Origin of the sequence: Streptomyces sp. RK9 (assembly GCF_045070545.1) — a bacterium.
Taxonomy (GTDB): Bacteria; Actinomycetota; Actinomycetes; order Streptomycetales; family Streptomycetaceae; genus Streptomyces; species Streptomyces alboflavus.
This window is the reverse complement of the sequence record NZ_CP173704.1, coordinates 2,986,319-3,000,012: the sequence shown is the minus strand read 5'-3', so window position 1 is coordinate 3,000,012 and position 13,694 is coordinate 2,986,319. Positions and strand designations below refer to the sequence as shown.

The window sequence follows — 13,694 nt, the reverse complement described above, 5'->3', positions numbered from 1 at the left end:
CCCGCGGCCTCGGTGGGCGTGAACGCTACGGGAGCCTCGGCGGGCGCTGGCAGCGCGGGCAGAAGTAGCTGGACCTGTTCATCCAGGGTCGCCGCCGCATCGGCGTCCCGCAGCGCCGGCAGGGCTCGTCCTCGCGGCCGTACGCGTCCAGGGAGCGGTCGAAGTAGCCCGACTCGCCGTTCACGTTGACGTAGAGGCTGTCGAAGCTGGTGCCGCCGACGGCGAGGGCCTCGTTCATCACGTCCCGTACGTGGCCGAGGAGTTCGGCGGTGCGGGGCCGGGTGAAGGTGGCCGTCGGGCGTTCGTAGTGCAGCCGGGTGCGCCACAGCGCCTCGTCGGCGTAGATGTTGCCGACGCCGCTGATCAGGGACTGGTTGAGCAGGGCGCGCTTGATGGTGCTGCGGCTGCGGCGCAGGGCCTGGTGGAAGGCCTCGTCGTCGAAGAGCGGGTCGAGCGGGTCGCGGGCGATGTGCGCGATGACGTCCGGCAGGCCGTCCGGGGTGTTCTCGTGCAGGGAGAGGCCGCCGAAGGTCCGCTGGTCGACGAAGCGCAGCTCGGTGCCTGCCGCGTCCGGGGCGGCGGCGCCGAGGTCGTCCGTGAAGCGCACCCGGATCCGCAAGTGCTTCTCGTCCGGGGTCTGTTCGGTCTTGACCAGGAGCTGGCCGCTCATGCCCAGGTGCGCGAGGACGGAGGTGCCGCTGTCCGCGAGGGGCAGCCACAGGTACTTGCCGCGGCGCATGGGGGCGCCGAAGCGGTGGCCCTTGAGGCCGAGCGCGAAGTCCTCGGCGCCCGCGAGGTGCCGTCGGACGGCGCGCGGGTGCAGGACCTCCACGTCGGTGACGGTCCGGCCGCCCACCCAGCGTTCGAGGCCGCGCCGGACCACCTCTACCTCGGGCAGTTCAGGCACGGGGGTCCTCCGGACGGGGTGCGGGGTGGGGGCGTCGGCAGTTTATCGTCCGGCGTGCGCCGGGGCTGAGGCCCTGTCGGCGCTCCGCGCCTCGTCCTCAAACGCCGGACGGGCTATAGACAGCCCCTCCGGCCTCAGAGGCGGCGGAAGAGCCGGGATCAGCCCGCCCCGACAGCAGAACGCCCGTCCGTGGGCCGGAGTACCGGTCACGGGCGGGCGTTCGACTTGCTGTGGGGATCAAGCGGATTCGGCTTCGCCGAACGGCGAATCCGGTGGCGTCGATTCGGCTTCCGCCGCTTCCGCCGCCTTGGCCCGCTCGTCCGCCGCCGCGCGAATGGCGCGCCAGGCGGATTCCGCGGCCTGCTGCTCCGCTTCCTTCTTGCTGCGGCCGGTGCCGGTGCCGTACGAGACGCCTCCGACGCGGGCGGCAGCAGTAAAGGTCTTCTCGTGGTCCGGGCCGCTCTCCGAGACGAGGTACTCGGGCACGCCGAGGTTCTCCGTCGCGGTGAGCTCCTGGAGACTGGTCTTCCAGTCCAGGCCCGCGCCGAGGTTCGAGGACTTCTCGATCAGCGGGTCGAAGAGCCGGTGCACCAGCTCGCTCGCCGCTTCCAGACCCCGGTCCAGATAGACCGCGCCGATCACCGCTTCCAGGGTGTCGGCGAGGATGGAGGCCTTGTCCCGGCCGCCCGTGCCCTCTTCGCCCCGGCCGAGCCGGATGAAGGAGCCCAGTTCGAGCCCGCGGCCCACCTCCGCCAGCGCACGCGAGTTGACCACCGCGGCCCGCAACTTGGCCAGCTGGCCTTCGGGCAGGTCGGGGTGGGTGCGATACAGCGTGTCCGTGACCACGAGGCCGAGCACGGAGTCCCCGAGGAACTCCAGGCGCTCGTTGGTGGGCAGACCGCCGTTCTCGTACGCGTACGAACGGTGGGTGAGCGCGCGCACCAGAAGGGCGGACTCGAGCTGATACCCGAGCCGCCCTTCCAGAAGCGTGTGGGACGAGGCCGCGTTGTTGCTGTCTGCCATCTTGGCGTCTTCCGCCTTCTTCGGGCTAGACACAGCGCCTCTCACCAGCCGCTCAGACCTCGAGGACCTGGCGCTTGTTGTAGGTGCCGCAAGCGGGGCACGCGATGTGCTGCAGCTTGGGCTCCTGGCAACGCTCACACGAAACCAGGGTGGGGACCGCAGCCTTCCACTGCGACCGGCGGTGGCGCGTGTTGCTGCGCGACATCTTCCGCTTCGGAACAGCCACGGCTACTTCTCCTGCTTCTCGTCGACGTGCGCCGTTCGAGGCGCGTCGCCGCTCATCTCGTCCTTCTCGCCGTCCTGGATGGTGCCAGCGAGTCCTTGCAAAGCCGCCCAACGGATGTCGACGGCGTCGTGGTGGTGGTCCGGGTCGTCCGTGAGCCGCACTCCGCACTCGGAGCACAGGCCCTGGCAGTCGTCCTGGCACACCGGCTGCATCGGCAGTGCGAGCACCACCGCGTCCCGCAGCACGGGCTCGAGGTCGAACATGCCGTCCTCGAGGAAAAGCCGGTCCTCGTCGTCCTCGGCGTCGTCGGCCGGTTCCGCGGTGCGGCCCCGGTCGTCGGCGTCAGGGTACGAGAACATCTCCTGGAAGTCCGCGTCGAGCGCGAGCTCGACCGGCTCCAGACACCTTACGCACTCCCCCTTGGCCGATGCACGGGCGGTGCCTGTGACAAGCACCCCTTCCATGACCGACTCCAAGCGGATGTCCAGCTCCACCGGGGCGCCGTCCGGCACTCCGATGACCCCTTCGACACCGAACGGAGCCGGTGAACCGGGGGCTTCGATGGTGCGGGTCACCCGCTGCATGGCACCGGGACGCCGACCCAGCTCGTGTGTGTCGAACACAAGCGGGTTTCGGTGGTCGAGGCGCGTGCTCAGGGGGTTTCCTGCTTTCGAATCCTGGGGGCTTGGCAAGGAGGCCACCGCGCCGGGGCCGCGAGAACGCGGTGTGAGCGGGCAGCTCGGACCGCGGACATACGCGCGACCGAAGAGCCAGGATACTGGACCTTTCGCTCTCGGCCCAATCGGCCGACGCCCGGCCCCGGTGCCCGCGCCTAGCGCCCCTGCTCGTACTGGCGCAGCTGCTCCGCGCTGATCATGGTGGTGTCGAAGAGGCTGGTCTCGTCGAGCACGGCCGGCGCGGGGCCCTGCTGGCCGTAGCCCTGCGGCTGCGGGGCCTGCTGCTGGTTCTGGTCGTAGCCCTGCTGCTGGTACGCGTAGGGGTCCTGCTGGCCATACCCCTGCTGGTACGGATCCGGCTGGCCGTACCCCTGCTGGTAGGCGTACGGATCCTGGCCCGCGTACGGGGCCTGGCCGCCGTACTGGTCCCCGCCCCCGGTGTAGGGGTCCTGGGCGGCCTGTGCGTACGGGGCCTGGACCGGCTGTCCGTACTGGTCCTGCTGGTACGCGTACGGGTCCGGCTCGTGCTGGGGCGGGGCGGGCGCGTAGGGCTGCTGTGCCGGGATCGGCGGCGGGCTCTGGGGCGGGGTCTGCGGGGCGGCCGGGCGGGCGGGGGTCTCGGCCAGGTCCGCCAGGTAGTCCGCGTCGGAGCTGTGCGTCTTGGCGCCGGCCTCGTCCAGCTCGCTGAGCTCGTCCGCCGGGGCACGGCCGTGCAGGGTCTGGCGGCCGCGGCCGACGGCCTCCAGGGTCTTGGCGAGGACCGCCTCGAAGGCGCCGAGCTTCACGTCCACGTACACGTCGGCGTTGCGGCGCAGGGTGTCCGGGTCGTGGCTGCGCTCGGGGGCGTCCTCGTCCTCGTAGCCCTGCTCGTCGACGCCGGGGCCGGTGCCGAGGAGCTTCTCGCGGCCGCGGCCGACGGAGCCGAGGGTCTTGGTGAGGACGACCTCGAAGTTGGCGAGCTTGCTGTCCACGTAGTCGTCCGCCTCCTGGCGGACCTCGGTGGCCTCCTGGCGGGCCTCGGCCAGGATGCGGTCGGCCTCCGCCTGGGAGCGGCGCGCGACCTCCGTGTCGGAGATCAGCGAGCCGCGCTCGGCGTGCGCGCCCTCGATGATCCGCTCGGCCTCCTGGCGGGCCTGCTCGACCAGCTGCTCCCGGCCGCCGATCAGCTCCTGGGCCTGGGCGAGGGAGCCGGGCAGGGCCTGGCGCACCTCTTCGAGCAGCGCCAGGAGCTCGGCGCGGTTGACCACGCACGAGGCGGACATCGGCATGGACTTGGCGCTGCCGACCGTCTCGACGATCTGGTCGATCTTCTTCTGCACGTCCACCGCGGGCTCGCCACTCTCTACAGCTGGTTGGGAGACGGACGGGACGACTGTAGCCCCTGATCAGCCCTTGGCGAGGCGCTTGTTGAGGCCTTCGAGCACGACCGGGGGAACCAGGTGCGCGATGTCGCCACCCCAGGACGCGACCTCCTTGACCAGCGAGGAGGACAGGAAGCTGTAGGCGGGGTTGGTGGGCACGAACAGCGTCTCGACACCCGTGAGGCCGTTGTTCATCTGGGCCATCTGGAGTTCGTAGTCGAAGTCGCTGACCGCGCGCAGGCCCTTGACGATGGCCGGAATGTCGCGTTCCTTGCAGAAGTCGACCAACAGGCCCTGGAACGACTCGACTTCCACGTTGCCGAACTCGGCGGTGACCTGGCGGATCAGCTCGATCCGCTCGTCGATCTCGAACAGGCCCTTCTTCGACTTGTTGATCATCACTGCGACGTGCACGACGTCGTACAGCTTGGAGGCGCGGGCGATGATGTCGAGGTGCCCATTGGTGATGGGGTCGAACGACCCCGGACAGACGGCGCGGCGCAACGGAAGTCCCTCGCTCTCCGGTCGGGTCATGGCGCGATCTCAGACTCTTCGTACGAAGGCTCTTGGTACGAGGAGGCGGCGCGACCGTACCAAAACGTTCCCTCGCCGTAGCGACGGGACCTCAAGGCCTCGAAGCCGTCCGGCCAGGCGAATTCTCCGCCCCTCGTACTGCGTTCAACGGTGACGAGCGCGTCGTCCGTGAGCCACCCTCCCGAGCGGAGTGTGAGCAGGATCTCCCGAAGATCGTCGTCACCGACGGCGTAGGGGGGGTCGAGAAATACCAGGTCATAGGGGGTGGCAGGGGTTGACTCACGGATGATGTGGGCCGCCTTGCCCGCCCTGGCCTCGGCGCCGGGCAGGCCGAGCGCCTTGATGTTCTCGCGGATGGTGCGCGCGGCGCGGGCGTCGGCCTCGACGAGCAGGGCGTGCGCGGCGCCGCGGGACAGGGCCTCCAGGCCGACGGCGCCGGAGCCCGCGTACAGGTCGAGGACGCGGGCGCCGTCGAGGGTGCCCTGGAAGGCCTGCCAGGTGGAGAACAGGCCCTCGCGGGCGCGGTCCGATGTGGGCCGGGTGCCGTTCCCCGGCGGGACGGCGAGGCGGCGTCCGCCGGCCACACCGGCGATCACGCGGGTCATGGGGTCTCTGCGTCCTTCGGCTGGGGGCGGGGGCTCGCCCTCGGGGGTGGGGCTTGTCCTCACGATATGCCGTGCGGGCGCCTCAGCCCTTGTCAGCCCTTCGTCAGCCCTTCGTCAGCCCTTGTCGAGGTACTGCTCGCGTTCCGCGTCCAGGAGGGCGTCCAGGGCGGTGCGCAGCTCCGGCAGGTGCTCCAGGTCGGGGTCGCGGGAGACCACGGCGGTCGCCTCCTCGCGGGCCGCGGCGATGATCTCCTCGTCGTCGATGACGGCGAGCATGCGCAGCGAGGAGCGGACCCCGGACTGGGCCTGACCGAGGACGTCGCCCTCGCGGCGCTGCTCCAGGTCGACGCGGGAGAGCTCGAAGCCGTCGAGGGTGGCCGCGACGGCGTTCAGGCGGGCGCGGGCGGGGCTCGCCTCCGGCATGTCGGTGACCAGGAGGCACAGGCCGGGCGCGGAGCCACGGCCGACGCGGCCGCGGAGCTGGTGCAGCTGCGAGACGCCGAAACGGTCGGCGTCCATGATCACCATGGCGGTTGCGTTCGGGACGTTCACCCCGACCTCGATCACCGTCGTGGCGACCAGGACGTGCGTCTCGCCCGCGGCGAAGCGGCGCATCACGGCGTCCTTGTCGTCGGGCTGCATGCGGCCGTGCAGGACCTCGACGCCGAGGCCGCGCAGGGGGCCGTGGGCGAGCTCTTCGGCGACGTCGAGGACGGCGAGCGGGGGGCGCTTGTCGGCGTCGTCCGCCGCGGCTTCCTCCTTGGCCGCCTTGCCCTTCTTGCCGCCCTTCTTGCTGCCCTCCTTGCCCTTCTTGGGCTCGTCCGCGCCTTCGTCGTCCAGATCGCCGATGCGGGGGCAGACCACGTACGCCTGGTGGCCGTTGTCCACCTCCTCGCGCACGCGCTCCCACGCGCGGGCGAGGAAGTGCGGCTTGTCCTGGGACGGGACGACGTGCGTGGAGATCGGCGAGCGGCCGGCCGGGAGCTGGTCGAGGACGGAGGTCTCCAGATCGCCGAAGACCGTCATCGCGACCGTGCGAGGGATGGGGGTCGCCGTCATCACGAGGAGGTGGGGCGGCTGCTTTCCCTTGCCGCGCAGGGCGTCGCGCTGCTCGACGCCGAAACGGTGCTGCTCGTCGACCACGACCAGGCCGAGGTCGTGGAACTGCACCTTGTCCTCGATCAGGGCGTGCGTCCCGATGACGATGCCCGCCTCGCCCGTGACCAGGTCGAGCAGGGCCTGACGGCGGGCGGCCGTGCCCATGGAGCCGGTGAGCAGCGTGACCTTCGTGGCGTGCTCGGCGCCCCCGAGCATGCCGCCTTCCGCGAGCTCGCCCATCATCTCGGTGATCGAGCGGTGGTGCTGCTGGGCCAGGACCTCGGTGGGCGCGAGCATCGCGGCCTGCCCGCCCGCGTCGACGACGGCGAGCATGGCGCGCAGGGCCACCATGGTTTTTCCCGATCCGACCTCTCCCTGGAGCAGGCGGTGCATCGGGTGTTCGGTGGCGAGGTCGTCGAAGATCTCCTTGGAGACCGTGCGCTGGCCGTCGGTGAGGGTGAAGGGGAGCTTCGCGTCGAAGGCGTCGAGGAGGCCGTCCGGCCGCGGTCTGCGGGCCACCGCGGGGAGCTGGGCGTCGGCGAAGCGGCGGCGGGCCAGGGCGACCTGGAGCACGAACGCCTCGTCCCACTTCAGCCGGTCCCTGGCGGTGGCGATGTCCGCCTTCGCGTGCGGGCGGTGGATCTTCAGGAGGGCTTCGGGGAGCGGGATCAGGCCCCGGCCCTCGCGCAGGGCGGGCGGCAGCGGGTCCAGGGCCTCCTGGGCGCTGGGCAGCACCGCGTCGACGGACTTGGCGATCTTCCAGGACTCCAGCTTGGCGGTGGCCGGGTAGATCGGGATGAGCGCGCCGGCCCAGGAGTCCACCGCGTCCGCGGCCGATTCGCCGTCGCCCCGCAGCAGTTCGTACGCCGGGTGGGCCAGCTGCATCTTGCGGTTGAAGACGGAGACCTTGCCCGCGAACATCGCGCGCGTGCCCGGGAGGAGGTCCTTGTGCGGCTTGTGGATGCCTCGGCCGAAGAAGACCAGCTGGAGCTGGCCGCTGCCGTCCGTGATGGTCACCTCCAGGCGCTGGCCGCTGCCGCCGTTGAACCGCAGCACGCGGGCCGTCGCCACTTGGGCCACGACCGTGACGTGCTCGTCCAGCGGGAGGTCGGAGAGACGGGTCAGCTCGCCCCGCTCCGCGTATCTCCGTGGGTAGTGGTGCAGGAGGTCGCCGACCGTGTGCAGGCCGAGGTGCTCGGCCATCACCTTCGCGGTGGCCTGGCCGAGCGCGTTCTTCAATGGTTCCTGGAGCGCGTGCACGAGATCCATTGCACACCACGGCACTGACATTCGGGGGCAGGGGGCGGGGGCCCTCGCGGGGCGCCCCAGTCCCACCCCTTCTCCGAAACCGGGGGCTGCGCCCCCTGGACCCCGCTGATCGGCGCTTCGCGCCTCGTCCTCAAACGCCGGACAGGCTAGATGGGGGTGGGGGTCTCGGGCGGGAGGCGGTGGGGGTCTCGTGCCGGTGGGACGGGCCTCCGCTGGATCGGCGCTTCGCGCCTCGGCTGCGGACTCGCCCAAACGTTCAGTCAAGGAGCAGGGGGTCCCCACCACGGCTGCGAACTTCGCTGATGTGGGGCAGAAGGTGCCGGGCTGTTGGTCTGCTGGTGCAAGTTTGGGCGGGTGGGTGGGAGATAGCCCGTCCGGCGTTTGAGGACGAGGCGCGGAGCGCCGATCGGCGGGGCCCCGGCCGAGGGGTCACTCCACGCCGATGAGGAGGAGGGCCGACTGGGGCCCGCCCCGGTACAGCACCGTGTCAACGGCCAGGTGGCCGTCGCGTACGTGCTTCTCCAGGAACTCGGCGACCGCGTCGGACACCGCGTCCCCGAGGACGAGCGTCACCATCTCGCCGCCCGCCGCCAGCATCCGGTCGAGCACGGCCGCCGCGGTCCGCGCGACCTCCGGGCCGATCACCGCCACGTCGCCGTCGATGAGGCCGAGCACGTCCCCGGCCTGGCAGATGCCCGCCGTCGTCCAGGACTGCCGCTCGGCGACGGCCAGTTCGGCGTACCGGGTCGCCCCGGCCGCCGAGGTCATCGCGACGACGTCCTCGTCGAACCGGCGGTCCGGCTCGTGCACGGCGAGCGCCGCGATGCCCTGCACGGCCGAGCGGGTGGGGATCAGGGCGACCCGTACGCCTTCGGAGCGGGCCTGTTCGGCGGCCGCCGCCGCGGTGTGGCGCAGCCCGGCGTCGTTGGGCAGCAGCACCACCTCGCGCGCGTGGGCGCGCCGGATCGCCTCGACCAGCTCACCGCTGCCGGGCGGCTCCCCCGCGCGCGCGGGCACCGTGGTCGCCCCGGCCTCGGCGTACAGGGCGGCGAGGCCGTCCCCCGGGACGACGGCGACGATGCCTCGCTGGACCCGCTCCCTGGGCGGCTGCGTCCGTACGGTGTGGGCGTCACCGGCGCCGAAGTGCGTGATCCGGATGCGGTACGGACGGCCCGCCTCCACGCCCGCCTCGACGGCCGCGCCCGCGTCGTCGACATGCACGTGGACGTTCCACAGGCCGTCGCCACCGACGACCACGAGCGAGTCGCCGAGCCCGTCCAGCCTGGCCCGCAGCCGGTCGACGGCCGCGTCGTCGGCTTCCAGGAGGTAGATCACCTCGAAGGCGGGGCCGGCCCCGTCGGCGGCGGCGTCGACGCATGTGGCGGGCTCGGCGGTCGGGGCGGCCGGGGCGGTCCCGGCGGCCTCCCCACGCGCCTGGCCGCCCGCCGCCGCCCGCGGCCGCACGGTCTCCCCCGACAGCGCCCCCACCAGCGCGCCGAGAACCGCCACGAGGCCCCGTCCGCCCGCGTCCACCACGCCCGCGCGCCCCAGCACCGCGAGCTGTCCCGGAGTCGCGTCCAGGGCCGCGCAGGCCCCTTCGTACGCCGCCCGTGCCACCGCGGCGCAGTCCCGCGAGTCCGTCGCGGCGGCGTCGGCCGCCTCGGCCGCGGCCTTGGCCACGGTCAGGACCGTGCCCTCCACGGGGTGCGCGACGGCGCGGTACGCGGACCGGGACGCGCGGCCCAGTGCGAGTGCGAGGCGCACGGCGTCAGCCTCGGCTCCAGCTCCAGCTCCAGCTCCAGCTCCAGCTCCAGCTCCAGCTCCAGCTCCAGCGTGATGTGCGTCACCGGCCCGGTCGGCCCCGTCGGCGCCGCCGCCCTCACCACCCGCTCGACGGCCGTCACCGCTGCCGCCACCATCCGCCGCAAGCACCTGCGCCATCCCCCGCAGCAACTGCGCCAGAATCGTCCCGGAGTTGCCGCGGGCCCCGATCAGCGCGCCGTGCGCCATCGCGCGCACCGCCTCCGCGAGCGCGGGCCTGGCCGGCTCCAGGCCGGTGAAGACCGCGTCGACCGCCTGGGAGGCCGACTCCATCGTCAGATAGAGGTTGGTCCCGGTGTCCCCGTCCGCGACCGGATAGACGTTGATCGCGTCGATCTCCTCGCGGGCCTGCCCCAGCGCGTCCAGAGCGAGTGCGCTCCAGGCGCGGACTGCGACAGCGTCGAGGTACTGCGGCAACTGTCGCCTCCTAGGAGCGTCACGCGACGCGTGTGTCTCGCGTACGGAACGCCTCGTCCTGCGTGCGGGACGCCTCCGTCGTGCGTCTCGGCTGGGACGCAGCGTAGACCTGGGACGGAGGGGAGGCCGGGGCGGGGCCGGGGCGAGACATGGTAGTTTCGTTGTACCGAAGCAGTCGTTGTATGCTGCTCCGGTTGCCCGATACGCATCGGGCCATTCCTCCTGGCAACGCCACTCCGATCATTGCACTGATCCCGGCATGCCGGGTTTAACCGTAAGTGCATCTGAAGTCTTTGGAGTGACCCGTGGCTGCCAACTGCGACGTCTGCGGCAAGGGGCCGGGCTTCGGCAACAACATCTCGCACTCGCACCGCCGTACGCCCCGTCGCTGGAACCCGAACATCCAGCGCGTGCGTGCCGTGGTCGGCGGGACGCCGAAGCGCCTCAACGCCTGCACCTCGTGCATCAAGGCCGGCAAGGTCTCGCGCTGACGCTTCATTGCGCGGCCACCTAGCCGGTTGCTGAAAAGCCGGTCCCCCTTCGGGAGGGCCGGCTTTTTCGTGTGCCCGGACGCTGTCGTACCGCCACACACGTCCGTGTGCCCGCGCGGCCGCCTGCCAGAATCTGGCGGATGCGCTTCGGCATCCTCGGGCCCCTCGACATCCGCACCCCCGACGGCTCCCCCGTCGACCCCGGCGGCCCCCGCCCCCGGGCCCTGCTCACCCTGCTCCTGCTCGACGCCGGCCGGAGCGTCTCCGCCGAGCGCCTGACCGACGGGCTGTACGGGGAGCGGCCGCCCGCCGGTGCCGCGAACGCGCTCCAGTCCCAGGTGTCCCGGCTGCGCAAGCGCATCGGCGTCGGCATCGAGACCACCGCCACGGGCTACCGCCTGGCCGTCTCCCCCGACGACGTCGACGCCCACCTCTTCGCACGCCTGACCCGCGAAGGGCGCCGAGCCCTGTCCTCGGGAGACCACCCCCGGGCCGCCGCCCTCCTCACCGAGGCGCTCGGCCTGTGGCGCGGGCCCGCGCTCGCCGACCTGCCCGGGGCGCACGCCCCCCGCACCCGCCTCGACGAGCTCCGGCTCGCCGCCGTACAGGACCGGGTGGACGCCGACCTGGCGACCGGCGGCGCCCCCGGCCTCGTACCGGAACTGCGGGAACTGGTCGCCGCCCATCCGCTGAGCGAGCGGCTCCACGGGCAGCTCATGCGGGCGCTGCACGCCACCGGGCGGTCCGCGGAGGCCCTCGCGGTGTTCGACGAGGCGCGTGGCGTCCTCGCGCGGCAGCTGGGCGCCGACCCGTCGGCGGAGCTCGCCGCGCTCCACCTGGAGCTGCTGCGCGGCACCGAGCCGCCGCGCACGCCGGCCGTGCCCACGCCGCTCACCCCGCTCGTCGGCCGCACCGCGGAGCTGGCGCGCGTCCACGCCCTCCTCGACGACACCCGCCTCGTGACGCTCACAGGACCGGGCGGCACCGGCAAGACCCGGCTCGCCCTGGAGGCCGCGCGGGAGCGGCAGAGCGGGACTGAGGGCGCACGGGGCGGCGGGCCGGGGAGCGTGTGCTTCGTGGAGCTCGCGCCGCTGGCCGACGGGGAGCGGGTGACGTACGCGATCCTCGGCGCCCTCGGTGTGCGTGACGGGTTCCACGCGCGCGGGGGTGACGCCACCGAGCGGCTGCTCGCCGCGCTGGAGGGGCGTGAGCTGCTGCTCGTGCTCGACAACTGCGAGCACGTGGTCGACGACGCGGCACGGGTCGCGGGGCTGCTGCTCGGCGCCTGCCCCGGTGTCCGTGTCCTCGCCACCAGCCGGGAGGCGCTCGGCATCACCGGGGAGGCGCTGTGCCCGGTGCCGCCGCTGGCCGCCGGGCCCGCCGACCGGCTCTTCCTGGAGCGCGCGGCGGCCGTGCGCCCGGACCTCGCGGGGCGAGCGGGCGGAGCGGAGGGGCGGGCCGACCTCGTGCGTTCCCTGTGCGCCGCGCTCGACGGGCTTCCGCTGGCCATCGAGCTGGCCGCCGCACGCCTTCGCACCCTCACGCTCGACGAGCTGGCCGCGCGCCTCGACGACCGGTTCCGGCTCCTGTCGCGCGGCGACCGCACGAAGGCGCCGCGCCACCGCACCCTGCGCGCCGTCGTCGAGTGGAGCTGGGACCTGCTCGACGAGGAGGAGCGGGAGCTGGCCGCACGGCTCACCGTGTTTCCCGCCGGGGCCACGCCGGCCGCCGTCGAGGCCGTCTGTGAGCTCCCGTACCCGGAGGACCTGCTGGCCTCGCTCGTGGAGAAGTCGTTCGTCGAGGCGGTGGGCGGGCGCTACCGGATGCTGGAGACCATCCGCGCCTTCTGTGCCCTCCGGCTCGCCGAGGCGGGCGACGCGGACAGGCTGCGAGCCGCGCACGCCGCGTACTTCCTGCGCCTCGCCGAGCGGGGCGCGCCGCTGCTGCACGGCGCCGGGCAGCTCCCCTGGCTGGACCGGCTCGCCGCCGACCACGGCAACCTGGACGCCGCCCTGCGCCACCTGGCGCGCACCGACCCGCACGCGGGCCTGCGCATGCTGGCCGCGCTGTCCTGGTACTGGCGGCTGCGCGGCCACTACGGAGAGCGCGTCTCGCTCGCGTCGGGTCTCCTGGCGGCCGTCGGGCCGCGCCCTCCGGAGGGGCTCGCCGAGGAGTACGTCCTGTGTCTGGTCAACACGGTCGTGGGCGACGGCGACGACCCCGCCGAGCCGGAGCGCCTCGCGCGCGCCGACGCCCTCCTGACGTCCCTGGAGGGGCCGTTGCGGCTGCCGTTCCTGATCGTGCTCTGGTCGCTGGTGGGCGGGCCTCGGCGGGCCATGGAGGAGCGGGTGCGCGACCAGGTCGGCGACCACCCCTGGGGGCGCGCCCTCCTTGACCTCGGGCGGGGCTTCCAGGAGCTGTTCGCGGGGCGGCCGCGGGACTCCGAGGCGGCCTTCGCGCGGGCGCTCGCGGCCTTCCGGGAGAACGGCGACCGCTGGGGCACGGCCAACTGCCTGGACCCGCTCGCGATGTTCGCCGACTGGCGCGGGGAACGGGCACGCGCCCTGGAGCTCCTGGACGAGGGCCTCGCCCACGTCGTCGAGCTCGGCGCCCCCGAGGAGACCGGCGACCTGTTGCACCAGCGCGGCACGGTCCTGCTGCACGGCGGCGCCCTGGAGGACGCGGCGGACCACTTCCGGCGGGCGGAGGAGCGGGCCCGCGCCGTCGGCGTGCGCGACAAGGTGGCGACGGCCCGGCGCGGCCTGGGGGACGTGGCCCGGCTGCGCGGCGACACGGCACGCGCGCGTGCGTACTACGAAGACGCCCTCCAGGCGTGCGCCGCCAACTGGTACAGCGTGGCGGAGACCACACGCGTCTTCACCGGCCTCGGCCGCGTCGCGCTCGCCGAGTCCCGCCCGGAGGAGGCCGCCGACTGGTTCGAGCAGGCCCGCGTGCTGGCCGTCGACGCCCCCGGGGTGGGCGAGCTCGCCGAGGTGGCGGAGGCGTTGGCGGCGGCCGCGGCGCTCCCCCGGGACGCCGCCCGGCTCCTGGGCGCCGCCGCGGGCATCCGGGGCACGCTGATCGAGGGTCACCCCGACGTCGTACCGGTCCAGGAGGCGGCTCGCGCGCGCCTCGGCCCGGCGGCGTACGAGGAGGCGTTCGCGGCGGGCCGCGGGGAGGGGGCGAGGGCGGTCGGCCGCGGCTGAAGGACATCGGTGGTCAGGCGCTGTCAGCCGACGGTACGCCCCCGGTAAGCGCCCCCGCC

The 13,694-nt window shown here is 73.2% G+C and carries 11 protein-coding genes; 2 read left to right on the top strand and 9 right to left on the bottom strand.

The genetic code is table 11. From position 1 onward, the window contains the following. Positions 1–25 precede the first annotated feature (25 nt). The 9 genes from mutM to AB6L24_RS33545 form a co-directional block, all read right to left on the bottom strand. The gene (gene mutM / locus AB6L24_RS33585) at positions 26–907 is read right to left on the bottom strand and encodes a bifunctional DNA-formamidopyrimidine glycosylase/DNA-(apurinic or apyrimidinic site) lyase (protein WP_405661663.1); all 882 of its coding nucleotides are present in this window, start codon (positions 905–907) and stop codon (positions 26–28) included. 237 nt (positions 908–1,144) lie between these two features. After that, a complete protein-coding gene (gene rnc, locus AB6L24_RS33580) occupies positions 1,145–1,975 on the bottom strand; it encodes a ribonuclease III (RefSeq protein WP_380847141.1) in 831 nt (276 codons plus the stop codon). Between the two features lie 7 nt (positions 1,976–1,982). Next, entirely contained in the window at positions 1,983–2,156 is a 174-nt protein-coding gene (rpmF, locus tag AB6L24_RS33575) for a 50S ribosomal protein L32 (RefSeq protein WP_030361955.1), read from the bottom strand. 2 nt (positions 2,157–2,158) lie between these two features. Further along, complete coding sequence (locus tag AB6L24_RS33570; protein ID WP_380848199.1) at positions 2,159–2,812, bottom strand: YceD family protein; 654 nt, start codon at positions 2,810–2,812, stop codon at positions 2,159–2,161. A 176-nt stretch (positions 2,813–2,988) separates the two neighbouring features. Continuing rightward, positions 2,989–4,158: an ATP synthase F0 subunit B gene (locus AB6L24_RS33565; protein ID WP_405661660.1), complete on the bottom strand. Its 1,170-nt coding sequence runs from the start codon at positions 4,156–4,158 to the stop codon at positions 2,989–2,991. A 60-nt stretch (positions 4,159–4,218) separates the two neighbouring features. Continuing rightward, on the bottom strand, positions 4,219–4,698 hold the full coding sequence (coaD, locus tag AB6L24_RS33560) for a pantetheine-phosphate adenylyltransferase (RefSeq protein WP_193560590.1): 480 nt from the start codon (positions 4,696–4,698) through the stop codon (positions 4,219–4,221). 26 nt (positions 4,699–4,724) lie between these two features. Next, positions 4,725–5,333: a 16S rRNA (guanine(966)-N(2))-methyltransferase RsmD gene (rsmD, locus tag AB6L24_RS33555; protein ID WP_405661658.1), complete on the bottom strand. Its 609-nt coding sequence runs from the start codon at positions 5,331–5,333 to the stop codon at positions 4,725–4,727. 114 nt (positions 5,334–5,447) lie between these two features. Then, positions 5,448–7,700 carry an ATP-dependent DNA helicase RecG gene (gene recG / locus AB6L24_RS33550; protein WP_405661656.1) on the bottom strand — a complete coding sequence of 751 codons (2,253 nt, stop codon included), beginning with the start codon at positions 7,698–7,700 and terminating at the stop codon, positions 5,448–5,450. 429 nt (positions 7,701–8,129) lie between these two features. Then, positions 8,130–9,938 (bottom strand): DAK2 domain-containing protein, encoded by a 1,809-nt coding sequence (locus tag AB6L24_RS33545; RefSeq protein WP_405661653.1) that lies wholly within the window; start codon positions 9,936–9,938, stop codon positions 8,130–8,132. A 305-nt stretch (positions 9,939–10,243) separates the two neighbouring features. On the opposite strand from AB6L24_RS33545, the gene rpmB reads away from it, so the two are divergent. Both rpmB and AB6L24_RS33535 read left to right on the top strand, forming a co-directional pair. Further along, the gene (gene rpmB, locus AB6L24_RS33540) at positions 10,244–10,429 is read left to right on the top strand and encodes a 50S ribosomal protein L28 (RefSeq protein WP_030195073.1); all 186 of its coding nucleotides are present in this window, start codon (positions 10,244–10,246) and stop codon (positions 10,427–10,429) included. Between the two features lie 140 nt (positions 10,430–10,569). Beyond that, the gene (locus tag AB6L24_RS33535; RefSeq protein WP_405661651.1) at positions 10,570–13,635 is read left to right on the top strand and encodes a BTAD domain-containing putative transcriptional regulator; all 3,066 of its coding nucleotides are present in this window, start codon (positions 10,570–10,572) and stop codon (positions 13,633–13,635) included. Positions 13,636–13,694: the final 59 nt, after the last annotated feature.

Excerpts from the sequence above, each read along its gene's own strand:
- rsmD (WP_405661658.1), bottom strand. The coding sequence starts at position 5,333 with ATGACCCGCGTGATCGCCGGTGTGGCCGGCGGACGCCGCCTCGCCGTC.
- recG (WP_405661656.1), bottom strand. The coding sequence starts at position 7,700 with ATGGATCTCGTGCACGCGCTCCAGGAACCATTGAAGAACGCGCTCGGC.
- AB6L24_RS33535 (WP_405661651.1), top strand. The coding sequence starts at position 10,570 with ATGCGCTTCGGCATCCTCGGGCCCCTCGACATCCGCACCCCCGACGGC.